Origin of the sequence: Hydrogenophaga sp. NH-16 (assembly GCF_004006415.1) — a bacterium.
GTDB classification, from domain to species: Bacteria; Pseudomonadota; Gammaproteobacteria; order Burkholderiales; family Burkholderiaceae_C; genus Hydrogenophaga; species Hydrogenophaga pseudoflava.
On sequence record NZ_CP029344.1, the window covers coordinates 3,211,870 to 3,238,522 of the forward strand.

Consider the following 26,653-nt stretch of genomic DNA (forward strand, 5'->3'; position numbering starts at 1 on the left):
AGCGCCACATGCCCGTCAGTTCAAGCATTTCGGAGCATCACAACATGCGTCTCGACAAACTCACCACCAAGTTCCAGGAAGCCCTGGGCGAAGCCCAGAGCCTGGCCCTGGGCAAGGACCACGCCTACATCGAACCGGCCCATCTGCTGCTGGCCATGCTGCGCCAGGCCGATGGGCCGAAGTCGCTGCTGCAGCGCGCGGGCGTCAATGTGCCGGGTCTGACCAAGGCCACCGAGGAGGCGGTCAACCGCCTGCCCGAGGTGCAGGGCCAGGAACAGGTGCAACCTGGACCGGACCTGATCAAGTTGCTCCAGGCGACCGAAAAGGAAGCCATCAAGCGTGGTGACGCCTTCATCGCCAGCGAGCTGTTCCTGCTCGCCGTGGCCGACCAGAAGGGTGAGATCGGCCGCATCGCCAACGAGAACGGCCTCTCGCGCAAGAGCCTGGAAGCGGCCATCGAAGCCGTGCGTGGCGGCCAGAAGATGGATTCGCCCGAAGGCGAGAGCCAGCGCGAGGCGCTCAAGAAGTACACCCTGGACCTGACCGAGCGCGCCCGCGCTGGCAAGCTGGACCCGGTGATCGGCCGTGACGACGAAATCCGCCGCGCCATTCAGGTGCTGCAGCGCCGCAGCAAGAACAACCCTGTGCTGATTGGCGAGCCCGGCGTGGGCAAGACGGCCATCGTCGAAGGCCTGGCGCAGCGCATCGTCAACGGCGAGGTGCCCGAAACCCTGCGCGAGAAGCGCGTGCTGGTGCTGGACATGGCGGGCCTGTTGGCCGGCGCCAAGTACCGCGGCGAGTTCGAGGAGCGCCTGAAGTCCGTGCTCAAGGAAGTGGCGCAGGACGAGGGCCGCATCATTCTGTTCATCGACGAAATCCACACCATGGTGGGGGCCGGCAAGGCCGAAGGCGCCATCGACGCGGGCAACATGCTCAAGCCGGCGCTGGCGCGCGGCGAACTGCACTGCATCGGCGCGACCACACTGGACGAGTACCGCAAGTACATTGAGAAGGACGCCGCGCTGGAGCGCCGCTTCCAGAAGGTGCTGGTCGATGAGCCGACCGTGGAGCAGACGATTGCCATCCTGCGCGGTCTGCAGGAAAAGTATGAGGTTCACCACGGCGTGGACATCACCGATCCGGCCATCGTGGCCGCGGCCGAACTGTCCCACCGCTACATCACCGACCGTTTCCTGCCCGACAAGGCCATTGACCTGATCGACGAGGCGGCGGCCAAGATCAAGATCGAGATCGACTCCAAGCCCGAAGTGATGGACAAGCTGGACCGTCGGCTGATCCAGCTCAAGATCGAGCGCGAGGCGATGAAGAAAGAGACCGACGAGGCCTCGCAGAAACGCCTGGCGCTGATCGACGAAGAAATCGTCGAACTGCAGAAGGAAGCCGCCGACCTGGAAGAGATCTGGAAGGCCGAAAAGGCCCAGGCGCAGGGCAGTGCCCACGTGCGCGAGGAAATCGAGCGCGTCAAGCTGCAGATCGAGGAACTCAAGCGCAAGGGCGACTTCAACAAGGTCGCCGAGCTGCAGTACGGCAAGCTGCCGGAGCTGGAGAAGCAGCTCAAGGAAGCCCAGGCCCATGAGGCCGGCAAAGGCGAAAACCAGGCGCGCCAGCTGCTGCGCACCCAGGTGGGCGCGGAAGAGATCGCCGAGGTGGTCAGCCGCGCAACCGGTATTCCAGTGTCCAAGATGATGCAGGGCGAGCGCGACAAGCTGCTGCAGATGGAGACCAAGCTGCACGAGCGCGTGGTGGGCCAGGACGAAGCGATCAGCGCGGTGGCCAATGCCATCCGCCGCTCGCGCTCGGGCCTGTCCGACCCGAACCGCCCGACCGGTTCCTTCCTGTTCCTGGGCCCCACCGGCGTGGGCAAGACCGAGCTGTGCAAGGCGCTGGCGGGTTTCCTGTTCGACAGTGAGGAGCACCTGGTGCGCATCGACATGAGCGAGTTCATGGAGAAGCACTCGGTCGCCCGCCTGATCGGCGCGCCGCCCGGATACGTGGGCTACGAGGAGGGCGGTTACCTGACGGAAGCCGTGCGCCGCAAGCCGTACTCCGTGCTGCTGCTCGACGAGGTGGAAAAGGCTCACCCGGACGTGTTCAACGTGCTGCTGCAGGTGCTGGACGACGGTCGCCTGACCGACGGCCAGGGCCGCACCGTGGACTTCAAGAACACGGTCATCGTGATGACCAGCAACATCGGCTCACACCTCATCCAGGCCATGGTGGGCGACAGCTACGAGGACATCAAGGACGCGGTCTGGGGCGAGCTCAAGAACCACTTCCGGCCCGAGTTCCTCAACCGCATCGACGAGACGGTGGTGTTCCACGGTCTGGACGCCAAGCACATCGAGGCCATCGCGGGCATCCAGCTCAAGGCACTGCAGGCACGCCTGCAGAAGATGGACCTGCGGCTGGATGTGTCGCCCGCTGCGCTGGGCGAGCTGGCCAAGGTCGGTTTCGATCCGGTGTTCGGTGCCCGGCCGCTCAAGCGCGCGATCCAGCAGCGCATCGAGAACCCGCTCTCGAAGCTGTTGCTGGAGGGCAGGTACCCGCCGAAATCGGTGATTCCGGTGGGTGTGGACCCGGTGCGCAACCCCGGGGTGTTCGAGTTCTCGGACGCGATCGCCTACGACTGAGCCCCAGGCGACAGGCGGTGCCCCGGCATGGGGCGCCGCCTCTACCGCCGCTCGGGGCGCGCTCCTATGATGACCCGATGACCCTGACGCCCCCCGACCTTCCGTTGCGTGCGCTGTTCGACGCGCAGTTCCAGGCCAGCCGCGCGCAGATCGACGTGCCGCTGGCGCTTCGCCTGGACCGCCTGCGCCGCATGCGGGCCCTGATCGACACGCACGGCGCGGCGCTGGCCGAGGCGGTGCAGGCCGATTTCGGCGTGCGCTCGATCCGGCTCACCGAAGTCGCGGACTTCTTCGTGCTGCGCTCGCTGCTGGGCGATCTGGATCGCCACACCGGCGCCTGGATGAAAACGCGCCGCGTGCGCACACCCATCTACCTGCAACCCGCCAGCGGCCAGATTCAGCGCCAGCCGCTGGGTGTGGTCGGTGTCATCGGTCCCTGGAACTACCCGCTACAGCTGACGCTCGGGCCGACCGCCACTGCGCTGGCCGCGGGCAACCGCGTGATGCTCAAGCCCAGCGAGCTCACACCGCACACCTCGGCGCTGCTCGCGACCCTGCTGCACCAGGCGTTTTCCGCCGACGAGGTGTGTGTGGCGCTGGGCGGGCCGGACGTGGCGCACGAGTTCGCCAGCCTGCCGTTCGACCACCTGTTCTTCACCGGCTCCACCGCCGTGGGGCGCAAGGTGGCCGCCGCCGCCGCGGCCAACCTGACGCCGACCACGCTGGAGCTGGGCGGCAAGTCGCCCTGCATCGTGGACGCCTCGGCCGATCTGGACGCGGTGGCCATCAAGATCGCGCACGGCAAGCTGCTCAACGGCGGCCAGACCTGCATCGCGCCCGACTACGTGCTGCTGCCCCAGGGGCGCGAAGCCGAGTTCGAGCGCGCCTTTGCCGCCGCCGTGACGCGGCTGTTCCCCTGTGGGGCCGCGCACCCGGACTACGCCAGCATCATCAGCGAGCGGCACCACGCGCGGCTGCTGGCGATGGTCAAGGAGGCGCAGTCCCAGGGCGCCCGTGTGGTCGAGGTGGCCCAGCGCAGCGGTTCGGGCCATGAGCGCCAGATGGCACCGGTGCTGGTGTTTCAGCCACCCGCCGAGGCCCGCCTGATGCGCGAGGAAATCTTCGGCCCGGTGCTGCCGGTGCTCAGCTATACGGATCTGGGCCAGGCGATCGCCACGGTCAACGCCGGTCCCAGGCCTCTGGCGCTGTACTGGTTCGGCCAGGACGGTGCCGCGCGCGACCGGGTGCTGCGCGGCACGGTCAGCGGCGGCGTCACGGTGAACGACACGCTGCTGCACATTGCCCACGAAAACCTGCCGTTTGGCGGGGTGGGGGAGAGCGGCTGGGGTGCCTACCACGGCGAGACGGGCTTCCTGCGGTTCACGCAGCAGAAGCCGGTGCTGGTGCAGTCGCGCTGGGCGGCGGCCAGCCTGTTCTACCCACCCTACGGCGCCACGTTCGATCGCGTGATGGGGCTGCTCAAACGCTGGCTTTGAGTGGCGCCGCTCAGGCGCTGTCGTTGTCTCCGTAGAGCATCAGCGGCACTGGCTGCAGGTAGCCCTGCTGCAGCAGACCCGCGGCCAGATCGCTGACATCGCCACCCAGCAGTGCCGACAGCTCGCGTTCGCTGCGGCGGCCGTTGGCCATGAGCAGCAGGCTGTGGGCGCGGCGGCCGACCAGGTCGGGGCGTGACAGCGCCTCCCAGGCCTTCGGTGTCTTGGCAATGCGTTGTGGTGCGTTCATCGTCTTCCCCTGCTGGCGCGTTTTGTGTGTGCGTCGAGCAAGATACGGGCCCGAGATGACAGGGGTGTGACGCCCGCCGCTGCACCGCCACCGGGCGTTATGCTCGGCCGCGAAACGCACGGAGCACCGCGATGAAGCCTTCTTCCATCACCATCTTCCACAACCCCCAGTGCAGCACCTCGCGCAACGTGCTGGCCGCGATCCGCGAGACCGGGGTCGAGCCAGAGGTGATCGACTACCTCAAGCAGCCCTACACCCGGGAGCAGCTGACCGCGCTGCTCAAGGCCATGGGCATGAGCGCTGGCGAACTGCTGCGCCGCAAGGGCGACCTCTATGCCGGGCTGGCCGAAGCCAACCCCGAACGCAGCGACGCCGAATGGCTGGACCTGATGGTGCAGCACCCCGTGCTGGTCGAGCGGCCCATCGTCGTGACGCCGCGCGGCACCGTGCTCTGCCGCCCGAAGGAACGGCTGCAAGAGGTGCTCTGATCAGGCGGGTCCCGCCGTCATCGGGCCAAAGCGCGACGGCGGCTGGCCCAGTGCGGCGCGGAACATGGCGCTGAAGGCGCTGTCGCTGGCGTAGCCAGCGGCGGCGGCCACCTGGCTCACCGGCGTGCCCCTGGCCAGCATCGGCAGCGCGTGCGCCAGCAGCACCTGCTGCCGCCAGCGCTGAAAGCCCATGCCCAGCTCGTCCCGGAACAGGCGCGCCAGAGTGCGCTCGCTGGCGCCGCTGTGGGCGGCCCAGCCGGCCAGCGTCGCGTGTTGCGCCGGCGCGTTGAGCACCGCCTCGCACAAGGCGCGCAGGCGCCTGTCACCGCGCTGCGGGTCGGGCATCGGTACGCCCAGCGGCTGGGTCGGCGCGTGCGCCAGTTCGGCCAGCACCAGGGTGGACAACGCGCGCTGCCGCAATTCGTCTCCGGCGTGGTGCGGCAACTCCATGCCCAGCACCAGTTCGCGCAGCAGGGCCGAGACCACCAGCACCCGGGAGCGGCGCCACTCGGCGGTCACCACCGACGGATCAATGTAGAGCGTGTAGAGCTGCGACGACTCCAGCATGCTGACCGCGTGGCGGGCGCCCGGCGGGATCCAGACGGCGCGCGACGGCGGGACGATGGTGGTGGTCTCCAGCCCGCTGGTCTGGTTCGGCGCGGCGTCGGCCACCGTGACCTGCAACAGGCCGCTGGCGCAGTAGGCCAGCTGACCCCAGGGGTGGTGGTGCGGTTCGAACTGGGTGTCGTGGCCCATGGCCCTGGCCCTGCAGCGCACCGGCCGCTCCGGCGAAGGGCGGAACGGGTCGGTGTCGCCGACGGGCACGGCGCGGCGCTCGCGTCTGTTCATGGGGGCTCCCGGATTTGGCTGAAATTCGATGATGGTTGTCTTTCTATCGCATATCGGCCGCTGCGTCAGCCCGTACCATGCCCCGCATGAACACCGCCACTCTCGACGCCGTGCCCCCGCCGGCCAACCCCGTTCCCCTGAAGCACGACGCCGCCGTCATCGGCCTGGTCGGTCTGGCGCACGGCACCTCCCACTTCTCGCACCTGCTGCTGGCGCCGTTGTTCCCGATCTTCATGCGCGACTTCGGCCTGAGCTACTCCGACGTCGGCTTGCTGATGAGCATCTTCTTCGTGATCTCAGGTTCCGGCCAGGCGATGTCCGGCTTCGTGGTCGACCGCATCGGCGCGCGCCCAGTGCTGTTTGCCGCCATCGGCTGCTTCCTGCTGGCCTCGCTGGCAGCGTCCATGGCCACCGGCTACGCCGGTCTGGTGATGGTGGCGGTGCTGGCGGGCCTGGGCAACGCGCCATTCCACCCGGCCGACTTCACCATCCTGAACCAGCGCGTCTCGGCGCCGCGGCTGGGCTACGCCTTCAGCGCCCACGGCCTGACCGGCAACCTGGGCTGGGCGCTGGCGCCGGCTTTTCTTGTGGGTATCACGGCGCTGAGCGACTGGCGCACCGCCTACCGCTGCGCGGCCCTGCTCTATGTGGCGGTGCTGGCGCTGCTGTTCTGGCAGCGCGCCCGGCTGCGCACCGAGGTGCATGTGCGCCATGCTGATGCACCCAAGGGCTCCGACCTTGCGTTCATGAAGCTGCCCGTGGTCTGGTGGTGCTTCGCCTTCTTCCTGCTGTCCACCATGACGCTGGCGGTGGTGCAGAGCTATGCGCCGTCCATCCTCAAGCAGTTGCACGGGGTCAGCGTCGAGGCGGCCACGCTCACTGTCAGCGCCTACATGCTGTGCGGCGCGGTGGGCATGTTCGTCGGCGGCTTTGTGGCCGCCACCTCGAAACACAGCGATCGCGTCGTGGCCTGGGCGATGACCGCCGGCGCCTTGCTGCTGCTGGTCTGTGCCACCGGCTGGCTCAATGGCACCGGCACCATGGTGGTCCTGGCGGCCACCGGTTTTGCAATCGGCGTGGGCGGCCCCAGCCGGGACATGATGATCAAGAAGGCGACGCCCAAGGGCGCGACCGGGCGCGTCTATGGCACGGTGTACTCGGGGCTGGACGTCGGTTTCGCGGTCTCTCCGATGATCTTTGGCGTGTTCATGGACCGGGGCTGGTACGCGCTGACGCTGGCGGGCGCGGCGCTGGTGCTGCTGGTGTCCGTCTATGCCGCCATCGGCGTGGGCCGCCGGACAGGCCGCTGAGTCTGTGCACAATTCCGGCATGACCACACCAAAACTTGCCGGACACCTGCTCGTCGACTGCCTCATCGCCCAGGGCGTGACCCACGCGTTCGGCGTGCCGGGCGAAAGCTATCTCGCCGTGCTCGACGGCTTTCACGACCGCGCCGACCGCATCCGCTTCGTGATCAACCGCCAGGAGGGTGGGGCGGCCTTCATGGCCGAGGCCCAGGGCAAGCTGACCGGCCGGCCGGGCGTGTGTTTCGTGACACGAGGGCCGGGCGCGACCAACGCCTCCATCGGCCTGCACACCGCGTTCCAGGACTCGACGCCGATGGTGCTGTTCGTGGGCGACGTGGCCAGCGACGCGCGCGACCGCGAGGCCTTCCAGGAGGTGGACTACAACGCCTTCTTCGGCCCGAGCACGAAAGGCATGGCCAAGCGCGTCGAGCGCATCGACGATCCGCGACGCATCCCCGAATACGTGGCGCGCGCCTTCGCCACCGCCATGAACGGCCGGCCCGGCCCGGTGGTGCTGGTGCTGCCCGAGGACATGCTGACGCAGACGGTGGACGCTAACCCGCTGCCGCGCGTGGAGCCGGTGCAGGCCTGGGCCGACCCCGGTGCGCTGCGCGAGCTGCGCACGCTGCTGCTGGCGTCCGAGCGTCCGCTGGTGATCGCCGGCGGCGGGGGCTGGACGCCGCAGTCCGCCGCCGCGCTGCAGCGCTTTGCCGAGAACTGGCAGCTGCCGGTGGCCAACGCCTTCCGCTTCCAGGACTGCTTCGACAACCACCACCCGCTGTACGCGGGCGATGTCGGCCTGGGTATCAACCCGGCGCTGGCCCGGCGCATCCGCGAGAGCGACCTCGTCCTAGCCATCGGTCCGCGCCTGGGCGAGGCGACCACCGGCGGCTACACCCTGCTGGAAGCGCCTGTGCCAACGCAGAAGCTGGTGCACATCCATGCCAGCGGCGAGGAGCTGGGCCGGGTCTACCAGCCCACGCTCGCGATCCAGGCCACGATGAACGCGGCGGCGCGTTCGCTGGAGGTGCTGACCGCACCGCCCAGCCTGCCTTGGTTGGCCTGGACGGCCGACTGCCACGCCGACTACGAGGCCAACGTGGAGGTGACCAACGGCGGCATCGTGCTGCCCGGCAGCATCGACATGCCCGCCCTCATCCACACGCTGCAAAAGCACCTGCCGGCCGACGCGGTGCTGACCAATGGCGCAGGCAATTTCGCCAGCTGGCTGCACCGCTTCTACCGCTACCACGGTCTGGCCAAGGGGCACAAGACGCAGCTGGCACCGACCAATGGCGCCATGGGCTACGGCGTGCCCGCGGGCATCGGCGCCGCCATCCTCACCGGCCGCACCGCCTTCACCATTGCGGGCGACGGCGACTTCCTCATGAACGGGCAGGAGCTGGCCACGGCGGTGCAACACGGTGCGAAGTCGGTCGTGCTGCTGCTCAACAACGGCACCTACGGCACCATCCGCATGCACCAGGAGCGTGAGTACCCGGCGCGCGTGAGTGGCTCGGACCTGAGGAACCCCGACTTCTGCGCGCTCGCGCGGGCCTATGGCTACGCGGCCGAACGCATCACCCACACGGCAGAGTTCGAGGCGGCCCTGCTGCGGGTACTGGCTGCCGACGGCGGCTCCCTGATCGAAGTCATGCTCGATCCGGAGGTCATCACCACCCGAGGAACCCTCTCGGCGATCCGGAACAAATCCCGCTGAGAGGGGTGCATTGGTTGCTTTTTGGCAACAAGATTTGTGAATAGGTCACAGGCCGGTGGGCAATGGCACACGCCTCAAGACGGGTGCCGGTTTCTAAGCTTTCTCCATCTGCAACACACGAGGAAAGCGCCATGGAAACCACCGCCCAACGCCACCTGATGGACCGCACCACCAGCGACCTGTACTTCCGCGCCGAGCGAACGCAGCCGGTGCCGGACAGCCTGGGGCAAGACCTGCTGTTGCGGGTGCTGGACGAAGTCGACTACGGCCTGCTGGTGATCGACGCCCAGGGCCACATCCGCCATGCCAACCACCTGGCGCGGCACGAAATGTCGACCGGTCGGGTGATCGTCACCCATGCGCGCTCCCTGCTGGGGCGCAACACCGAGCTCACCACCCAGATCCAGAGCGCCCTGGAACACGCGCTGCGCGGCCAGCGCCGCCTGTTGCAACTCAAGCAGGGCGAACACGAGCTGTCGCTGGCCTTCGTGCCGCTGAGCCACCCGCTGGAGTTCGACGCGCCCACCGTTCTGGTGCTGCTCTCTCGCAAGAACGCCTGCGACAACCTGGCGCTGCGCATGTTCGCCCGCTCGCAGAATCTGAGCCCCAGCGAAGAGGCGGTGCTCCTGGCCCTGTGCCGCGGTGCCTCGATTCCCGAGATCGCGTCCGACCACAAGGTGGCCGAATCCACCGTGCGCAGCCAGATCAAGGCGCTGCGCGAAAAGACCGGCTGCGGCAGCATCCGCGCCCTGATGCAGAAGGTGCACAGCCTGCCGCCCATGGTCCCCGCCTTGCGGGTGATCTCCGCGATGCCGCACAATGCCATGGAGTTTGCCCAACCATGAGCCCGGATGTCCGCCGCCTTCCTACCTGCCAGCACAGAGCCTTCCTCCCACATCCAGGCACTGGCGGCATTGGGCGTGCAGCGGCGCTACCGCAACGGCGCGCTGCTGATCCAGGAAGGTGAGTCCGGGGACACGATCTACATCGTCCTGCAGGGGCGTCTGCGGGCCTTCCTCGGTGACGGCAACGGCAAGGAACTGACCCTGGGCTTCTACGGCCCTCTGGAATATGTGGGCGAAATGTCGCTCGACGGTGGCCCGCGCTCGGCCAACGTGGAGGCGGTCGATGCAACCACCTGTTCCGTGATCTCCCGCGCCGTGCTGCTGAACTACATTGCCCAGCACCCCGAGTTCGCACTGGAACTCATGGCCCGGCTGATCCGCCGCGCTCGGCTGGCGACCGAGAGTGCTGGCAATGTGGCCCTCATTGACGTTTATGGACGCCTGGTGCGACTGCTCAATCAGCTGGCTCAGGAGCCCGAAGTCTCTGGCGAGCGCCGGCTTGCGGAGCGCCTGACCCACCAGGAGCTGGCGCAACACCTCGCGTGTTCGCGCGAAATGGTGTCCCGCCTGCTCAAGGACCTGGAAACCGGCGGCTACATCGCCGTTCGCGAGCGCTGGATCTGGCTGCTCAAGGCCTTGCCGGCGCGCTGGTGACGACCAGAATCAGAGCCGCTTTCTGGCGATCTGGGGCGCCGCACAGCTGGTGCCATACATGCGCACCGATGAGCCGCTGCGGCTGCCAGCACCCAGCACCCCCCACAACGCTGTGCTCTCGTCGCTCACAGCCAGTTCGTCCGGCACCTTCTTCACCCCGTGGCGCTGGGGCAGGCGGCTGGCGTCCGGGTCTGGCAGCCTGGGGCTGTAGCGCGCGGCAGGATCGAAGGCGCTGCTGGCGAAGCGGACGCCGCCAACAGAGACGGATCGCTGCCCCGTTCCGATGCTGTTGAACACCCCGCTGCGCCGGATCGGCGTCGGGTTGTCGGGGTGATCGACGAAGCTGTCGACGTTGCCACTGGTGTCGTAGAACCGGTCCAGCATGGCGGACTGGCGGGCGCCGGTGTAGGTGCCCTGTGCCACGTCGTCCCGTTCCACGTAAGCATCCAGTACGACGGGGTTGAACCCGCCATTGCGTACCGTTACCTGCCAGACACCAGCCGGGGCCAGTCGGTTCTCGGGGTAGAGCGAGGCCGTCGGGCACAGGGCGAGCAGGGCGCAGGTGCCGTGCCGACCCAATGCGGTCTTTCTTGGAAACACCAGCGCCAGCTGGGGTGAGGTGGTCGAGGGCCAGCAACCCGCGTTGCCGACGGTCATGGGCCCGAGCACCTGCCCGCCGGGCAGCGTGACCTCAATGCTGATGTCCTGCAGCGCCTCCTCGGGCAGGTCAGGGTCGCCCAGCCACAACTCGAGAAAACTCTGGGTGCGGTCGTCGGGCTGGATGTGCCAGTGCAGTTCGGCGGGCGCACCCCCTGGCAGCAGCGTCTGGTTCACATGGGTGCGGTCCTGGTAGCCGTTGCCCGCGGGAATGAAGACCTGCAGCCGCTCGGGCGTGCACAGCGCCAGCAGATGATCGATGGCCGCTTCCAGCACCGAGGTGCCGTCGTGGGGGCCGGCCAGCGTGCCCCAGCTGATGTTGACCACCAGCTTGGCGTCGGCGGTCACCCGGTTCAGGATGAACATCAGAGCGTCCAGCACGCTGACGTTCATCGCCCCACCCGAGGTGTCGATGACGTTGGACCAGTCCAGCTGCACCGCGATCAGGGGCGCGCGGCTGGCCTCGTCGGGGGACGGAGTCATGTCCGGGGTGTGGGCCGCACTGCTCATGCGGGCGGTGGCCAGCCAGGGGCCGGCGGCCAGGCTGGCCACCACCGTGCCGTGATTGACCGGATGCTTCAGGTCCCAGCACTGCAGGTAGTCGTACAGGTCGTCCTCGTCCACTGCACCATTGCGCGTGAACTGGTCCATGGCTGCGCGGATGTCGGCCGCCGTCAGCTCATGGCCGTAGCCCATGACGGATGGCGTCGGGCCGGCACGCCGCGGGTCCAGGCGGCTGCGCAGGTGGCGGCCCATGCCCGGTCCGTGCGGGCCGTCGAATTCGTCCTGGCGCCAGAAGTGGCGCACCCTCGGCTGTCCGTCGGGTTTCAGAAAGGCGGCGTTGGCCATTGCAAGACCGCCGTCGATGATGCCGATCACCTTTCCTCCGACGCGATCCGGACATGGGGGCACTGCGTCGCCTGGCAAGGCCGGGTCGGTCAGCGGCCCGGTGTGCTCCTCTACGGGAAGGCCGAGCTCGTAGCGCCGAACGATGTCGGCCAGGTCTGAGCGCTTGCGCATCTCTTTGAAAAAGCCTTTGCGTGCGCGTGCCGTGCAGAAACGAAGCCCGGGCAGCAGCAGGTAGGCCTTGGGCACCTGCAGCCACTTGATGTCGGACGCCTGCAGCAGGTCCTGGATGCCGAAACCGGAGTGGAGTTCGATGATGATCGGCAGCCACCTGGGCTGGGCCGCCAGGCCTTCGCCCAGCCGGTAGCCTTCAAAATGGTCAGCTTCCGCCCACGCGAGGTAGGGGTCGGCGCCCTCGATGCTGCCGGGCAGAGACCAGTCTGTGCCGGTGACCTCGCCTTTGGGCAGCGGCTGCCAGGGCTGGGGAGCGCGCGCCCCGCTCATGACCACTCCTTCAGGGCCTCCTGCCACAGCCAGCCCAGGGCATCGGCCTGGGGCAGCGGGATCGCCGGACCACCCACGCTGTAGGCGCCCGCGTCCATGGGATCGCTGAGCTTGAAGTCCTTGGGAGCGCCATCCACCTCGACGAACTTGTCGCTGTCGAAGCCTCGCAGTCGAACGCTGCCACCGGTGGCGCGGGCGACGAAGAACTCGCCGAGGCTGGTGCCCAACAGACGGCCGACGGCGCTGTCCACCGGGTAGTGCACCCCGGCCACGGTGCGGTTGACCGCGATGCGCGCCGCCAGGCGCTGCAGTTGCGTCCGGCTGTTCTGACCATCGTTCTTGCCCGGGCGGGTCTGGTCCATGAACGACTCCAGCAGGGTGGCCACCGCGAACGCTTCTGTCGAATGGCCGCTGGGCCAGCTGCCGTGCCCCGGGGTGGGGATCATGGGCTGGATCTGTGGGGACAACTCCACCGGCCGCAGTGTTGCAAAGATGTGCTTGAGGCGCATCTCGACATGCACGCACAGTCCGAGCGCGATCTCGATCAGCTGCAGCGTCTTCTTGTGCCGGTGGGCCGTCAGCCCCAGCACGGCGGACCAGTAGCCGACCGGGGCGGTGAGCTGGTCCAGCACCTCGGCGGCCCGGTCACCGCGCAGGTCTGCGTAGGCCGCAACCAGATCCAGCTGCTGCTTGAGCAGGTTCTTGGAGGGCCCCTGCAGCTGCACCAGCGTCCGGTTCTTGATCGTGGTCGCGCCGAGGTTGGCGAACTTCAGGTCGGCCTGCTTCGTGCTCGCCGAGGCGGCGATGGAAAGACCTTCGACCAGTTCTTCGAAGCAGGTGGTCATCCGCGGACCATCGGCCCAGAGACGCAGGTTCTGGTCCTGGTTGAAGCCGGGAATGGTGGGGTGGAGCACCGCGCCGGCGAACGGTCCGGCGATGGCGGCGCGGCTGATGGTCAATGCATCGGCAGAGACCACGCCTACCCCGGAGACTCCTGCACTGACTCCTGCACTGACCCCGGCACTTACACCTGCACTCACTCCTGCACTCATGTCATCTCCTCATTGGTTCGATTCAGTTTTTGGGTAGGCCCAGCGACTCGAGAACGCGCGCCGTGCGTTGTCGCAGCGGGCTGAGACTTCCGGAAGACAGATACTGGGTCACCGTAAGGTCCGGTTGCTGTGATCGAAGCAGAGCAAACGTCTCTTTTGCTTCCTCAGTCTGTCCGGATTCGAACTGCGCGGTCAGCAGGATCCTCAGATTGGGCAGGTGATACCGGTTTTTGTTGAGCGAGGAGCGGCTGTAGTGGATGGCCTGATTCAAGTCGCTGGTGGATAGGTGGCAGCCGGCCAGCATCATTTCGAAGTAGTACTTCTGCGGATCAAGCGGCGACAGTCGCAGTGCGTTTTCAGCCTGTGTGACGGATTCCTTGGGGGTGCCCCACATGGTGGACCAGACGCTTCGGTAGAGCCATGCCATCGGGTCGTTGGGGTTCGCGTGCGTGGCCTCCAGCAGAAGATGGTTCGATCCATCGACGTCATTGCCCAGATGGCACATCGCGTGCCCCTTGACCGCGAGCGCAAGTCCGCTGTCGGGCACCAGGTCCAGTGCGCGGTCGGCAATGTCGATCGCACGCTGGAACGACGCATGCGGGTCTGCAGCCATGCCCTGCACCACCTGCATGATGTGCCACTTGGCCAGCCATGCCCAGGGAGCCACCGAGCGCTTGTGACGGTCCACCAGGGCCTCCAGCAGCTGCTGGCTGCGCTCCAGATCCCGGCGGGTGGATCGGTGCATCAGGTTGATGGCACCCAGCATCAGGGCACTGCTGTCCAGCCGGGGCAGGGCTTGCGTGAGGGTGCGTTGCACTTCCGAGTGCAGCAGCTGGTCGGCGCAGGTGGACGCCAGCGAGTTGATCAGCTCGCTTTCCTGCTGCACCACGTCCATCACGTCGCCGGTGAGCCGGTCGGCCCAGATCACCTCGTTGTGCCGGGTGTCGCTCAACTGCGCGGTCACCAGCACACGGTCGCCCAGCGAGACGTAGCTGCCGGACAGAACGAAGTGGGCGTCCAGCTGCTGGCTTGCGGTCTGGTTGACATCGTCCCGGCCTCTGAGCACGGCGGTTGACAGCCGCGAGATGACGCGCAGGTGCTGGCTGCGCGAGAGGAGGACGATGACACCGTCAGCCAGCAGGTCGCCGATCACAAAGTGTTCGGGGGCATTGCTCCGCGACAGGAAAGGCAACACGGCAATGGTGGCCCGGAAGTCCTCCGGTCTGGCGGCAGGGGCGGGCGGTTTGAGGGTGACACCTGTTCCTGAGGGCGGGGAGAGCGTCCAGGTCCTGACGGGCTCCGGCCAGTGCTTGAGGTAGCACTCCCCCATGTCTTCCATGTCACCATCGACGCCGTCCACCAGGGTGTCGTGCACATTGGCCGTGATGACAGTTTCCCCGGGGCCTGCGAGCCCCGCCACGCGGGCGGCCAGGTTGACTCCATGGCCGAACACGTCGTGGTCGTCGATGTACAGGTGGGTGGCGTTCAGCCCTGCGCGGAGCCAGAACTTGCTGTCGTCATCGCGCCCGCGATTGGCGTCGTCGAAATAGCGGTGCAGGCGCAGGGTGGCCTTGACAGCCTGAGACGGTTCGTCGAACTCCACCAGGATGCCGTCGCCCAGGCTTTTGACCAGGCGACCGCCATGTCTTGGCAGAACCTCTTCACGGGCGTGCTGGAGAAACCCGCGCCACTGGTGGACCACGGACGCTTCGTTCGATGCCATCAGCCTCACGGATTCCACCAGGTCCATCACCAGCACCACCTTGTTCTGCATCAGCGGCAGAGGCGGCACCTCATGAGACGGAGCCGAATCGCCGTGAGAGCCCATGGTGCTGGGGTGCGGCTGGCTTGTCATACCTCGAAAAGGGGAAGTGCTGTTTCAGTTTCTCACATCTGAAAGGGCCGGGTACGGACCGGCCAGGGTCAAAAAAAAGAGCCGGCAGCGCCGGCTCTCCGTGCAAGGAGCACCTGGGCCCCTTTGCGTCCTGATCACTTCAGGTGTTCGTTGATCATCTTGGTCATTTCGAACATCGAGGCCTGGGCCTTCTTGAAGATCTCCTTCAGCTTGGCGTCAGCGTTGATCATGCGCTTGTTGACAGCGTCCTGCAGCTTGTTCTTCTTGATGTATTCCCAGACCTTCTTGGTCACTTCCGTGCGGGGCAGCGGGCTGTTGCCAACGATGGCGGCCAGTGCGGCGCTGGGGGTCATGGCCTTCATGAAGGCTGCGTTGGGGGTGCGCTTCTTGGCTGGTGCGGCCTTCTTTGCAGGAGCGGCGGCCTTCTTCGCGGGTGCAGCCTTCTTTGCAGGAGCGGCGGCCTTCTTCGCAGGAGCGGCGGCCTTCTTCGCGGGTGCAGCCTTCTTTGCAGGAGCGGCGGCCTTCTTGGCCGGAGCGGCCTTCTTCGCAGGAGCTTTCTTTGCAGTTGCCATGTTGAGGATTCCTTCTAGAAGTGGTTTGACGCCAGAGGAGAACGCGCTCTCTCACTGGTGACTCGCATGCTAATGGAGATGCATGGTCCTTCCAAGGTGGAGGTGCGGTATTTTTGTGCTGCGCAAGAGGGAAAATGGGGTTTTTTGGCCCCGAAAACAACACTGCGCCCGGTATTGCATGCCGCACCCCAACCAGCGACAAAGAGCGTGCTCCAATTTCGGCTCCGAAAAACCTGTTTTCGAGAGTGGCTCACCATGACTTCTTCCATCGATTTTTCGACCTGCGATCTGTGCGACGAACACAAGGGCGACGTCAGCGGCGCCTTCCGTGTGCTGCCGCCGGTGTTCCGTGACTTTGGTGCCCATCGCCGCTTCGCCGGACCGGTCGTGACCGTGCAGTGCCTGGATGACAACAGCCAGGTGAAGGCCCTCGTCGAAGGACCGGGAGATGGGCGTGTGCTGGTGGTCGACGGCGGGGCTTCGCTGCGGCGCGCCTTGCTGGGCGGCAACCTGGGTGCCGCCGCCGCGCGCAACGGGTGGACCGGCGTGGTGGTGGACGGGTGCGTCCGCGACGTGGCCGAACTGGCGGTGTGCGAGACCGGCATTCGCGCGCTGGCCTCGATGCCGCTGCCGACCGAGCGGCGCAACCAGGGGCTGCGCGACGTGGCGGTGAAGATTCAGGGCGTCACCGTGCGTCCGGGTGAATGGCTGTACGCCGACGAGGATGGCACCGTGATTGCCGACCGGCCATTGCACCGTGGCGTCTGACGGGCTTCAGGCCGTCAGACCCTTGTAGAGCATGTACGCCGAGAGCACGTAGAGAATCAGCGCGAAGGCCCGCTTGAGCGACTTCACCGGCAGCGCGTGTGCGGCCTTCACACCGAGCGGCGCCATCAGCACGCTGGTCATGGCGATCACCGTTAGTGCCGGCAGGTACACGTAGCCCAGCGAACCCGCCGGAAGGTCGGCCACACCCTGGCCCGAGATGACGTACCCGGCGGCGTTCGCCAGTGCGATGGGAAAACCGAGCGCTGCGCTGGTGGCAACGGCATTGTGGATGGCAACGTTGCACCAGGTCATGAACGGGACGCTGACGAAGCCGCCCCCGGCACCCACCAGTCCCGACAGAAAACCGATCACCCCCCCGGCACCCAGCTGGCCGGCCGTTCCCGGCAAGGTGCGCGAGGCCTGCGGCTTCTTGTCCAGCAGCATCTGGGTGGCGGAGAAGCCCACAAACAGCGCGAACAGCAAGGCCAGAGCCCCGCCCTTGAGGACCGCAAAGACCCCGAGGCTCGCGACCGCGGCACCGATAACGATGCCCGGTGCGAGACGCCGCACGATGTCCCACCGCACGGCGCCGCGCTTGTGGTGCGCGCGAACGCTGGAGATCGAGGTGAAGATGATGGTGGCCATGGAGGTGGCGATGGCCATCTTCACCGCCAGGCCGGGCGCGACGCCACGGTGGGCGAGGATGGCGCTGATGAACGGCACCATGATCATGCCGCCGCCGATGCCCAGCAGGCCGGCCAGAAACCCGGTGAACACCCCCAGAAGGGCCAGTTCGACGATCAGCAGGGGTTCAAGGCTCATGGGCGGAAATCCGGAGGGCAGAAAAGAGTGCGGCCCCAGGAAACATCCGTGGGGCCGCAGCGAAGGGAATTAGGTGTCTGCAAGTGCCACCGGACCGTCATCCTGAACCGGGGGTTCAGGTGGGCGAGGGCAACGGGGCTTCGGGTTCATCTGACGCGAGACGCTCACACCAGCCACGTTATGTACCAAGCCCGGGCTCATGGAGCATTGGTTCAAGGAAATATAAAGCCCGGCACGCACTGCAGACAGGGCAAATTGTAGGGGCTGGCGGCCCTATGGATGGGCTCGCCCGTCGGAAAAGTTGAGGGCCGGTTCCTGATTCAGATCAACTGGCCGTCACTGCCCAGCGCCTGGTCGAGGCGCCGCACCAGTTCCTCCGCGCGCGCCAGCGCAGCAGCGTCGGGCAACTCGCCCTGGGGATTGGAGCCCGGCAAGGGTGTCGGCTCTGGAGGGAGAAAGGACGAGGAAGAAAACCCCTCGGCTTCCTTCTGGGACAGTTCGAACGCCAGGTTGAGGGATGCGAGCACGGCGATGCGGTCGCGGGCCTTGACCTTGCCGGCGTCCCGGATGCGGCACATGGCGGTGTCCACACGCTCCACGGCGTCCAGCAGAGATTGCTCGCCCCCCGCCGGACAGGCCAGCAGATAGCTCTGGCCCATGATCTGAACCTCGATCTGCTTGGAGGCCGGCTTGTTCATTCGGAGTCCTTGTGGGAGGGGGGCTCGATTCCAACCGGCAACCGGTCCAGCAGCGCGTCGATGCGGGAACGCGCAGCGTTCAGACGCGACTTGATGGAGTCACGTTCTGCCTTGAGCGAGGCCACCTGCTCCATCAGCAGGGCGTTGGTGCGCTGCAGTTCTTCATGGCGAAGGAGCAGGCGTTCCACGCGCTCGGCGATCAGGTCAATTTGCTTGGGATCGGCCATGGTGACAACTGGTAAGACACTCATTGTAGGGTTGCCGCAAGGAGCACGGGCTTACAATGGATTCCGTTGGTGCTCGCGGTGTGGTTCACATGCTGCAGTTCAACGGGAAGCAGGAGGGGAAGTCCACGCCGACCGACCTAACCTGCGCTGCCCCCGCAACGGTAAGCAGACGGGATCCGGGCTTTCGCCCGGTCCCTGCCTTCACCCCACAGCCACTGGACAACCGGTTTCGACCGGCGCTCCGGGAAGGCGGTGGAGGTCGTTCTGCCAGCCCGGATACCGGCCAACACGGTGGTGACGTGTCCTGAACCAGGTCCGTTGCCGTGACGCCCATGCGCTGTCGGGGAAGACGGCGAGGGCAACCATCGTTTGTTTTCATTCATGTCTTTCCGTTCTGCTCCGGTGCGCCTGGTCGCGCTGCCCATGGCATGCGCCATCGCTTTTCCTGTTCTCGCACAGTCCTCCCTGCCTACCGTCGTGGTGTCTGCGACCCGGTCCGAGCTGCCCATCACAGATGTGGTGGCGGACGTGACCCTGGTCGACCGCGGCGCCATTGACCGCCTGGGTGCCGCGTCGGTCTCCGACGTGCTGGAGCGTCTGCCGGGCATGACCGTCAACCGCAACGGCGGTCCCGCGTCCACCACGGGTGTGTATGTGCGAGGCGCCGAGGGCCGCTTCACGGCGGTGTTCGTCGACGGCGTGCGCATCGACTCCCAATCCACGGGCGGGGCCACCTGGAATGCGATCCCGTTGTCCCAGGTAGACCGCATCGAGGTGCTGCGCGGGCCGGCGGCTGCGGTGTATGGCTCGGATGCGATGGCTGGTGTCGTGCAGATCTTCACGCGGCACGGGGAGAAGGGTTTCTTCCCTTCGCTGCGCATCGGCGTGGGGTCGAACAGCACCTACGAACTGAACGCCGCGCTGCGCGGTGGCGATGGTGTGGTCGACTACGCCTTCGGTCTGGGCACCGAACGCAGCGATGGCTTCAACGCCAAGCCCTCCGGCAACCCCGACCGCGACGGGTATCGCAACGAGTCGTTCTCAGGTCGCCTGGGATGGAAGCTTTCCGAGGGGCAGAAGCTGGAGGCCACGCTGCTGGACAACCGCCAGAAGGCCGGCTACGACGGTTACATGCCGGGGCAGGACGACCAGGCCAGGCAGCGCCTGCAGACTGTGGGCGTGAACTGGAACAGCCGCTGGAGCGAGGTGTGGAGCACCCGCGTGGGGGTCAGCCGCGGAACCGACCGCTACGAGACTGCCCCCTCGACCTACCTGACGGACACCACGGTGGACAGCTGGCTGCTGCGCAACGAGATGCGCGTGGGGCCGGGCCAGCTCACGGTGGACCTGGAGCGGCGGAAGGACCAGCTGGAAAATGCCAGCACCACGCCGGTCGACACCGAGCGGCACCAGAATGCCCTCGCTCTGGGGTACGGCCTGCATGCCGGCGACCACACGCTGCAGCTCAATGCCCGGCGCGACGACGACAGCGAGTTTGGCGCCCACACCACCGGCTCTCTGGCCTACGGCTACGCGTTGTCCAAGACCTTGCAGCTCACCGGCTCGGTGGGAACGGCCTTCCGTGCCCCCACGCTGTTCCAGCGCTTCAGCATCTACGGCACGCCCGACCTCAAGGCCGAAACCGCGCGCAACATGGAAGCGGGGCTGCGCTGGCAGGAGGCTGCGAGCCGCGCCTCCGTGGTGGTCTACCGCAACCGCGTCAAAGACCTGATCGACTACCTGGCCGGTCCGGGCAGTTGTGTCAACGGCGTGGGCGATTTCGCCGGCTGCTACGGCAACACCGGCCGCGCCACCTACACCGGCGTGACGCTGGCCGGCGGCACGACGCTCGGCGAAGTGGCCCTGGGCGCTTCGCTGGACCTGATGCGTCCGAAGAACGCCGAAACAGGCAAGCTGCTGGCGCGCCGTGCCGAAACGCAGGCCACGCTGACCGCAGACACGCCCGTGGGCAGCTGGCGCCTGGGCGCAGAGGTGCAGCACCTGGGCAAGCGCTACGACGACGAAGCCAACACCAAGCCCTTGGCGGCCCACACGTTGCTGAACCTCACGGCCAGCACCGACATCGCCCGCGACTGGCGGCTGCTGGCGCGTGTGGACAACGCTACCGACAAGGACTACGAGTCGGTGCTGGGCTATGCCACGGCGGGCCGCAGCTTCTACCTGGGCCTGAGCTGGTCGCCCCGTTGAGTGCCGGTGCGATGACGACCGCCCGCTGTCCCGCCCTGCTGATCGCCGCGCCGGCCTCCGGTCAGGGCAAGACCACGGTCACGGCCGCGCTGGCGCGGTTGCACGCGCGGGCCGGGCGGCGGGTGCGGGTGTTCAAGTGTGGGCCGGACTTTCTGGACCCGCATTGGCACCAGCTGGCCAGCGGCCACCCGGTGCACAACCTGGACCTCTGGCTCAACGGCGAGGCCGACCTGCGTGCCCGGCTGCACGAGGCCGCGGCGAACAGCGACCTGATCCTGATCGAAGGGGTGATGGGGCTGTTCGATGGCGATCCGAGTGCGGCCGATCTGGCGGTGAAGCTGGGCATTCCGGTGCTGGCGGTGATCGACGCCGGCTCCATGGCCGGCACCTTCGGGGCGCTGGTGCACGGCCTGCGGCACTACCGACCGGGCCTGCCCTGGGCCGGGGTGCTGGCCAACCGCATGGCCAGTGAGGGCCACGAGAAGATGCTGCAGGCCTCGGTGCGCGGCGATGACCTGGGCGCGGCGCCGGGCGGCATCGACGCCGGCTGGCTGGGTGGGTTGCGGCGCGACGCGGGCATTTCGCTGCCCGAGCGTCATCTCGGCCTGACCGTGGCGTCCGAACTTCCTGACGCGATGGCGCGGCTGGACGCGCTGGCCGACGCCATGGCAGCCACCCCGCTGGGCCAGCTCGATGTGGCCGGCTGGCAGCGCTGGGCCGTGCCCTTTGACGCGCAAGCCGAGTGTCCGGTGGCGCCGCTGCTGCGCGGGCGCACCGTGGCCGTGGCGCGCGACGCGGCCTTCTGTTTCACCTACCCGGCCAACCTCGACACGCTGCGCGCGCTGGGGGCCAACGTGGTGTTCTTCTCGCCGGTGGCCGACGAGGCGGTGCCCGACTGCGACGCGGTCTGGCTGCCCGGCGGCTACCCCGAACTGCACGCCGACGCGCTGGGGAAGGGCACGCGTTGCCGCGCCGCGCTGGCCGCGCATGTCGCCGCCGGCAAGCCGGTCTGGGCCGAGTGCGGCGGCATGATGCCGCTGTTCGAGGGGCTGACGCTGGCCGATGGCTCGCGGGTGCCGATGTGGGGCCTTCTGCCTGGCGAGGTGGCGATGCAGCCGCGCCTGGCCGCCCTCGGCCCGCAGCGCTGGGACACGGCGCTCGGCGAGCTGCGGGGGCACACCTTCCACTACTCGCTGACCACGTCGCCGCTGGCGCCCGTGGCCCACACCGTGCCGGGCGGCAGGTTCGGTCGACCCGAGGCCGTGTACGGCCAGGGCCCGGTGCGTGCGAGCTATTTCCACGCATGGTTTGCTTCCAACCCCGAGGCCACGGCACAACTGTTTCTGGCGGAGACCGCATGAAGACCGTGCTGCCCGGACCGCAACGCATCGTCTGCCTGACCGAAGAGACGACCGAGTGGCTGTACCTGCTGGGGCAGGAGGCGCGCGTCGTCGGCATCAGCGGCTACACCGTGCGGCCGCGCCGGGCGCGCGACGAGAAGCCCAAGGTCAGTGCCTTCCTCAACGCCAAGATCGACAAGATCCTCGAACTGCGGCCCGACTGCGTGTTCGGTTTCTCCGACCTGCAGGCCGACATCGCCGCTGCGCTGATCCGCGCTGGCGTGCAGGTGACGGTGTTCAACCAGCGCAGCGTGGACGAAATTTTTTCGATGCTGTTCCAGGTCGCCGCCATGGTGGGCTGCGCCGACGAAGGTCTGGCGCGGATAGCGGCCATGCGTCAGCGGCTGGACATGATCCTTGCCGAAGTCGCTGCGTTGGTCGCCTCTGGCAAGCGCCGGCCACGCGTGTTCTTCGAAGAGTGGGACGAGCCGCACATCAGCGGCATCCGCTGGGTGTCGGAGCTGCTGGGCATTGCTGGTGGCGACGACGTGTTCCCCGAACTGGCGGTGCAGTCGCTGGGCAAGCACCGCATCATCGCGGACGGCATGGAGATCGTGGCGCGCGCGCCGGACATCGTGATCGGCTCCTGGTGCGGCAAGAAGTTCCGCGCCGAGAAGGTGGCCGCACGCCCCGGCTGGCAGAACGTGCCCGCGGTGAAGAACGGCCAGCTGTTCGAGATCAAGTCGGCCGACATCCTGCAGCCCGGCCCGGCGGCGCTGACCGACGGGGTGGAGCAGATGCACCGCATCGTCAAGGCCTGGATGGTGGCCCATGGTTGACGTGGCGCGCAGCACGTTCATCCTCGGCGGCCAGCGCAGCGGCAAGTCGCGCCGCGCCGAGACGCTCGCGCGGCAGTGGCTGGACGTGTCGCCCGCGCACCGCGCGGTGATGATCGCCACCGGCCAGGCTTGGGACGATGAGATGCGCGAGCGCATCGAACGCCACAAGGCCGACCGAGCGCTGCGCGTGCCGGGCATGGCGACGGTGGAGGAGCCGCTGGCGCTGGCCGAGGCGTTGACGCGGCACAGCGACGCGAACACGCTCATTGTGGTCGACTGCCTGACGCTGTGGCTGACGAACCTGACGATGCCGGCCGACCCGGCGCAGGCGCTCCCCGAAGCGGCCGTGATCGCGGCGGGCGAAGACCTGTGTGCGGCCATTGCCGCGGCGCCCGGGCCGCTGGTGCTGGTGGGCAACGAGATCGGGCTGGGAGTCATTCCGATGGGGCGCGAGGTACGCGCATTTGTGGACGCGCTGGGCCGGCTGAACCAGCAGGTGGCCGCGGCCTGCGAGCGCGTGACGCTCATGGCGGCAGGGCTGCCGCTGACTTTGAAGGACAGGACATGAACCGGATGCGCAACGCATGGCTCGCGCTGCTGGGGGCCTTGATGGTCTTGATCAGCGGCACCGCACAGGCGGCCCTGCAGATCACCGACGACAACGGCGTGGTGGTGACTTTCGAGCGCTCGCCGCAGCGCATCGTGAGCCTGCTGCCCTCGCTGGCCGAGACCGTGTGCGAGCTGGGCCAGTGCCAGCGCCTGGTGGGCGTGGACCGCTATTCCACCTACCCGGCCAGCCTGACGAAGCTGCCCCAGGTGGGCGGCGGGCTGGACCCGAACATCGAGATGATCGTGGCGCTGCGGCCCGACGCGGTGCTGATGGCCACCTCGTCCCGCGCCGGGGATCGCCTGCGCGCGCTGGGCATCAAGGTGGTGGCCCTGGAGCCCAAGACCCACGCCGACGTACAGCGGGTGATGCTCAAGATCGGTCAGCTGCTGGAGGTGCCCGACCCGCAGCGCATCTGGCGCGCCATCGATGCCGCGGTGATGGCGGCGGCCCAGTCGCTGCCGGCCGGTGCGCGCGGCATGCGGGTGTATTTCGAGGTCAACCCCGGGCCGTACGCGGCGGGCGAGGGCTCGTTCATCGGCGAGACACTCACCCGTTTGGGCGCCAGGAACATCGTGCCGGCCTCGCTCGGTCCGTTCCCCAAGCTCAACCCCGAGTACATCGTGCGCGCCGACCCGGACCTGATCATGATCGGCCAGCGCAGCGTGGACGGCATGGCCCAGCGCCCGGGTTGGATGAGCATGCGCGCGATGCGCGAGCAGCGCCTGTGCGTGTTCACCACCGACGAGTCCGACACCCTGGTGCGCCCCGGGCCGCGCATGGCCGAGGGCGCCCGCCTGATGGCGCGTTGCCTGGCCGACAAGGCGGCGAAGAAAGCGGGGGCGCGTTCGTGAACGCTCGCCGGGCGTCCTGGCTGGTGGCGGCCCTTCTGCTGGCGGCTGCGGCGCTGGCCGCGCTCGGCGTGTGTGTGGGCAGCGCCGGCTTCGAGAACCTGGTCGGCCCGCTGCTGGACCCGCAGGCCGACCCGGCCGCCACCGCCATGGCGCAGCAGATCGTGTGGGAGATCCGCCTGCCGCGCACCCTGGGGGCCTGGGCCGCAGGCGCATTGCTGGGCCTTGCCGGTGCGGTGGCGCAGGGCCTGTTCCGCAACCCGCTGGCCGACCCTTTCCTGCTCGGCAGCGCCTCGGGCGCGTCCCTCGGTGTGGCGCTGGCACTCGCGGCCATGGGCGGCGGCGCCGGCATGCTGGGCGGCAGCATGATGAACGGCGGCGTCGCGGTCAGCGTGTTCTCCAGCAGCGCGCTGGTGCGCCTGGGCCTGACCGGCGCGGCCTTCTGTGGCGCGGTGCTGGCGGTGCTGATCACCCTGGTGCTCTCGCGCGGCGTGCAACACACGCTGCGCCTGCTGCTGGCCGGCGTAGTGGTGGGCGTGGTGCTGGGCGCCATGACGCACCTGGTGCTGCTGTTTTCGCCCGAATCGCTGCAGGCCATGCAGGCCTTCATGCTCGGCTCGACCAGCTTCGTGGGCTGGACCGCCTGCGTGCTGATGGCCGGTGTGTGGGTGCTGTGCACGCTGGCGGCATGGCTGCTGGCGCGCGTGCTTGATGGCCTGAGCCTGGGCGACGCCACCGCGCGCAGCCTGGGCCTGCCACTGGGCCCCATGCGCGCCGCGCTGGTGGCCGTGCTGGCCCTGGCCACCGGCACCGCGGTGGCGCAGACCGGGCTGATCGCGTTTGTGGGGCTGGCCGCACCGCACCTGGTGCGCTCGCTGGTCAAGACCACCAGCGCCCGCCTGATGCTGCTGGCCAGCTGCATGGGCGGCGCGCTGCTGATGGCGGCCGACACGCTGGCGCGCTGGCTGATCGCGCCGCAGGAACTGCCGGTGGGCGTGCTCACCGCGGTGCTGGGTGGTGGTTACCTGCTGTGGCTGATGCAGCGCAACACGCGCATCTCGCGCGGAGGTGGGCTGTGAGCCTCGCCATCCAGACCTGCGACCTGAGCGCCCGCCTGGGCGACGAGCCGATCCTGCACCGCATCTCGCTGAACCTGCCCCATGGGCGCTGGACCAGCATCGTCGGCCCCAACGGCGCGGGCAAATCCACGCTGCTGCGGTGTCTGGCAGGCCTGCTGCCGCACAGCGGTGCGGTGGCCCTGCTGGGCAGGCCGCTGGCCGACTGGCCGCACCGCCAGCGCGCCCGCCAGCTGTCGTGGCTGGGGCAGAACGAGGCCAGTGCCGACGACCTGACGGTGTGGGACGTGGCCATGCTCGGCCGCCTGCCGCACCAGGCCTGGCTCAGCCCGCCCAGCGCACAAGACCGCGCCGCGGTGGAGCGCGCGCTGCGCGCCACCCAGGCCTGGGACTGGCGCGCCCGAGCGCTGGGCCAGCTCTCGGGCGGCGAGCGCCAGCGCGTGCTGCTGGCCCGCGCACTGGCCGTAGAGGCCCAGGTGCTGCTGATGGATGAACCCCTGGCCAACCTGGACCCGCCGCACCAGGCCGACTGGCTGGAACTGGTGCAGGCGCTGGTGCAGGGTGGCAAGACAGTGGTCAGCGTGCTGCACGAGGTGGGCATGGCCCTGCACGCCGACGAACTGGTGGTGATGGCGCAAGGCCGCGTCACGCACCAGGGACCGTGTGCCGACGCCGCCACGCACCGCGCGCTGGAGGCCGTTTTTGACCACCGCATCGAGGTGCACGCGCTGCAAGGGCAGTGGGTGGCGCTGCCGCGGATCAACCCCTTGAAGACTTCACACCATGCAGATTGAAACCCCGCCGAGCGAAAAACCCTACGAGAAAGCCGAGGGCGAACGCCGCGGCATCGTGATCGTCAACACCGGCGACGGCAAGGGCAAGAGCACCGCCGCCTTCGGCCTGGCGCTGCGCGCCCATGGCCGCGGCAAGGCCGTCAAGATCTACCAGTTCATGAAGGTGCCGACGGCGCGCTTCGGTGAGCACCGCATGTTCGAACAGATTGGCATCCCGATCGAGGGGCTGGGCGACGGCTTCAGCTGGAAGAGCCAGGACCTGGAGCACTCGGCCCAGCTGGCGCGCGACGGCTGGGAGAAGGCGCGCGCCACGATCATGGGCGGCGAGCACTTCCTCGTCGTGCTGGACGAGATCACCTACCCGCTGATCTACGGCTGGCTGCCGCTGGACGGTGTGCTGCAGACCCTGCGCGAACGGCCCAGCCATGTGCACGTCTGCCTGACGGGCCGCCGCTGCCCGCCCGAGATCGTCGAGCTGGCCGACACCGTGACAGAAATGACCAAAATCAAGCACGCGTTCAACGCCGGCATCCCGGCGCAGCGCGGCATAGAAGATTGACCCCCCTGCGCCGCTTCGCGTCTTCCCCCAGGGGACCACGCCAGTGGCCCGGCAAAGCCGGTTCCACGGCGTGTGCTGACCCAGACACGGCGATCAAGATGGACCTTTTTGGAGCGAAGAA

Annotated in this window: 25 protein-coding genes and 1 riboswitch; of the genes, 16 read left to right on the forward strand and 9 right to left on the reverse strand. The window is 67.9% G+C overall.

The window, feature by feature from the left end:
• The first annotated feature begins 44 nt into the window (after nt 1-44).
• Nucleotides 45-2,651 carry an ATP-dependent chaperone ClpB gene (clpB, locus tag DD542_RS15480; RefSeq protein ID WP_127806248.1) on the forward strand — a complete coding sequence of 869 codons (2,607 nt, stop codon included), beginning with the start codon at nt 45-47 and terminating at the stop codon, nt 2,649-2,651.
• 83 nt (nt 2,652-2,734) lie between these two features.
• Nucleotides 2,735-4,147 (forward strand): aldehyde dehydrogenase family protein, encoded by a 1,413-nt coding sequence (locus tag DD542_RS15485; RefSeq protein WP_079366229.1) that lies wholly within the window; start codon nt 2,735-2,737, stop codon nt 4,145-4,147.
• A gap of 10 nt (nt 4,148-4,157) precedes the next feature.
• Here the strand turns inward: DD542_RS15485 and DD542_RS15490 are convergent, their stop codons facing one another.
• Nucleotides 4,158-4,394, reverse strand: a complete 237-nt coding sequence (locus tag DD542_RS15490; protein WP_066154527.1) for a hypothetical protein — start codon at nt 4,392-4,394, stop codon at nt 4,158-4,160.
• A gap of 131 nt (nt 4,395-4,525) precedes the next feature.
• On the opposite strand from DD542_RS15490, the gene arsC reads away from it, so the two are divergent.
• Nucleotides 4,526-4,882: an arsenate reductase (glutaredoxin) gene (arsC, locus tag DD542_RS15495; protein ID WP_066154524.1), complete on the forward strand. Its 357-nt coding sequence runs from the start codon at nt 4,526-4,528 to the stop codon at nt 4,880-4,882.
• Here the strand turns inward: arsC and DD542_RS15500 are convergent, their stop codons facing one another.
• The gene (locus DD542_RS15500; RefSeq protein ID WP_127806249.1) at nt 4,883-5,731 is read right to left on the reverse strand and encodes a helix-turn-helix transcriptional regulator; all 849 of its coding nucleotides are present in this window, start codon (nt 5,729-5,731) and stop codon (nt 4,883-4,885) included.
• Nucleotides 5,732-5,817: 86 nt separating this feature from the next.
• Here DD542_RS15500 and DD542_RS15505 point away from each other — a divergent pair, with 86 nt between their 5' ends.
• The 4 genes from DD542_RS15505 (at nt 5,818) to DD542_RS15520 (ending at nt 10,257) form a co-directional block, all read left to right on the forward strand.
• The gene (locus DD542_RS15505) at nt 5,818-7,041 is read left to right on the forward strand and encodes an MFS transporter (RefSeq protein WP_241559571.1); all 1,224 of its coding nucleotides are present in this window, start codon (nt 5,818-5,820) and stop codon (nt 7,039-7,041) included.
• Nucleotides 7,042-7,060: 19 nt separating this feature from the next.
• A complete protein-coding gene (locus tag DD542_RS15510; protein WP_127806251.1) occupies nt 7,061-8,758 on the forward strand; it encodes a thiamine pyrophosphate-binding protein in 1,698 nt (565 codons plus the stop codon).
• Nucleotides 8,759-8,889: 131 nt separating this feature from the next.
• Nucleotides 8,890-9,603, forward strand: a complete 714-nt coding sequence (locus DD542_RS15515; protein ID WP_164868410.1) for a LuxR C-terminal-related transcriptional regulator — start codon at nt 8,890-8,892, stop codon at nt 9,601-9,603.
• A 6-nt stretch (nt 9,604-9,609) separates the two neighbouring features.
• Nucleotides 9,610-10,257 carry a cyclic nucleotide-binding domain-containing protein gene (locus DD542_RS15520; protein WP_127806253.1) on the forward strand — a complete coding sequence of 216 codons (648 nt, stop codon included), beginning with the start codon at nt 9,610-9,612 and terminating at the stop codon, nt 10,255-10,257.
• Between the two features lie 9 nt (nt 10,258-10,266).
• Here DD542_RS15520 and DD542_RS15525 read toward each other — a convergent pair whose 3' ends face one another.
• From DD542_RS15525 to DD542_RS15540, 4 genes are all read right to left on the reverse strand, one after another.
• Nucleotides 10,267-12,264 carry a hypothetical protein gene (locus DD542_RS15525; protein ID WP_127806254.1) on the reverse strand — a complete coding sequence of 666 codons (1,998 nt, stop codon included), beginning with the start codon at nt 12,262-12,264 and terminating at the stop codon, nt 10,267-10,269.
• Nucleotides 12,261-13,241, reverse strand: coding sequence for a phosphatase PAP2 family protein (locus tag DD542_RS15530; protein WP_164868411.1), 981 nt, complete (start codon nt 13,239-13,241; stop codon nt 12,261-12,263). Before DD542_RS15530 ends, DD542_RS15525 begins: the two co-directional genes overlap by 4 nt.
• A gap of 97 nt (nt 13,242-13,338) precedes the next feature.
• Nucleotides 13,339-15,144: an adenylate/guanylate cyclase domain-containing protein gene (locus DD542_RS15535; RefSeq protein WP_164868412.1), complete on the reverse strand. Its 1,806-nt coding sequence runs from the start codon at nt 15,142-15,144 to the stop codon at nt 13,339-13,341.
• A gap of 161 nt (nt 15,145-15,305) precedes the next feature.
• Complete coding sequence (locus DD542_RS15540; protein ID WP_066154489.1) at nt 15,306-15,743, reverse strand: SWIB/MDM2 domain-containing protein; 438 nt, start codon at nt 15,741-15,743, stop codon at nt 15,306-15,308.
• Between the two features lie 255 nt (nt 15,744-15,998).
• On the opposite strand from DD542_RS15540, the gene rraA reads away from it, so the two are divergent.
• The gene (gene rraA / locus DD542_RS15545) at nt 15,999-16,511 is read left to right on the forward strand and encodes a ribonuclease E activity regulator RraA (RefSeq protein ID WP_066154486.1); all 513 of its coding nucleotides are present in this window, start codon (nt 15,999-16,001) and stop codon (nt 16,509-16,511) included.
• A gap of 6 nt (nt 16,512-16,517) precedes the next feature.
• Here rraA and DD542_RS15550 read toward each other — a convergent pair whose 3' ends face one another.
• The 3 genes from DD542_RS15550 to DD542_RS15560 all read right to left on the reverse strand — a co-directional run bounded on the left by DD542_RS15550 (nt 16,518) and on the right by DD542_RS15560 (nt 18,258).
• Nucleotides 16,518-17,333: a sulfite exporter TauE/SafE family protein gene (locus DD542_RS15550; protein WP_079366108.1), complete on the reverse strand. Its 816-nt coding sequence runs from the start codon at nt 17,331-17,333 to the stop codon at nt 16,518-16,520.
• Between the two features lie 320 nt (nt 17,334-17,653).
• Nucleotides 17,654-18,031 carry a cell division protein ZapA gene (locus DD542_RS15555; RefSeq protein ID WP_127806257.1) on the reverse strand — a complete coding sequence of 126 codons (378 nt, stop codon included), beginning with the start codon at nt 18,029-18,031 and terminating at the stop codon, nt 17,654-17,656.
• A complete protein-coding gene (locus tag DD542_RS15560) occupies nt 18,028-18,258 on the reverse strand; it encodes a hypothetical protein (protein WP_066154477.1) in 231 nt (76 codons plus the stop codon). The genes DD542_RS15555 and DD542_RS15560 overlap by 4 nt, the downstream gene beginning before the upstream one ends.
• A gap of 50 nt (nt 18,259-18,308) precedes the next feature.
• A riboswitch (cobalamin riboswitch) is annotated at nt 18,309-18,561 on the forward strand.
• 78 nt (nt 18,562-18,639) lie between these two features.
• Between DD542_RS15560 and DD542_RS15565 the strand changes: the two genes are divergently transcribed.
• Genes DD542_RS15565 through cobO form a run of 8 tightly spaced genes read left to right on the forward strand, consistent with a single transcriptional unit; the run spans nt 18,640 to nt 26,532 of the window.
• On the forward strand, nt 18,640-20,466 hold the full coding sequence (locus DD542_RS15565; protein ID WP_127806258.1) for a TonB-dependent receptor: 1,827 nt from the start codon (nt 18,640-18,642) through the stop codon (nt 20,464-20,466).
• A gap of 11 nt (nt 20,467-20,477) precedes the next feature.
• Nucleotides 20,478-21,827, forward strand: a complete 1,350-nt coding sequence (locus DD542_RS15570) for a cobyrinate a,c-diamide synthase (RefSeq protein ID WP_127806259.1) — start codon at nt 20,478-20,480, stop codon at nt 21,825-21,827.
• Nucleotides 21,824-22,645, forward strand: coding sequence for a cobalamin-binding protein (locus DD542_RS15575; protein ID WP_066154471.1), 822 nt, complete (start codon nt 21,824-21,826; stop codon nt 22,643-22,645). Before DD542_RS15570 ends, DD542_RS15575 begins: the two co-directional genes overlap by 4 nt.
• The gene (gene cobU, locus DD542_RS15580) at nt 22,638-23,213 is read left to right on the forward strand and encodes a bifunctional adenosylcobinamide kinase/adenosylcobinamide-phosphate guanylyltransferase (protein WP_066154468.1); all 576 of its coding nucleotides are present in this window, start codon (nt 22,638-22,640) and stop codon (nt 23,211-23,213) included. The genes DD542_RS15575 and cobU overlap by 8 nt, the downstream gene beginning before the upstream one ends.
• Nucleotides 23,210-24,106, forward strand: a complete 897-nt coding sequence (locus DD542_RS15585; RefSeq protein WP_127806260.1) for a helical backbone metal receptor — start codon at nt 23,210-23,212, stop codon at nt 24,104-24,106. Before cobU ends, DD542_RS15585 begins: the two co-directional genes overlap by 4 nt.
• On the forward strand, nt 24,103-25,182 hold the full coding sequence (locus tag DD542_RS15590; RefSeq protein WP_127806261.1) for an iron ABC transporter permease: 1,080 nt from the start codon (nt 24,103-24,105) through the stop codon (nt 25,180-25,182). Before DD542_RS15585 ends, DD542_RS15590 begins: the two co-directional genes overlap by 4 nt.
• On the forward strand, nt 25,179-25,973 hold the full coding sequence (locus DD542_RS15595; protein WP_066154463.1) for an ABC transporter ATP-binding protein: 795 nt from the start codon (nt 25,179-25,181) through the stop codon (nt 25,971-25,973). The genes DD542_RS15590 and DD542_RS15595 overlap by 4 nt, the downstream gene beginning before the upstream one ends.
• Nucleotides 25,963-26,532, forward strand: coding sequence for a cob(I)yrinic acid a,c-diamide adenosyltransferase (gene cobO, locus DD542_RS15600; protein WP_127806262.1), 570 nt, complete (start codon nt 25,963-25,965; stop codon nt 26,530-26,532). The genes DD542_RS15595 and cobO overlap by 11 nt, the downstream gene beginning before the upstream one ends.
• Nucleotides 26,533-26,653: the final 121 nt, after the last annotated feature.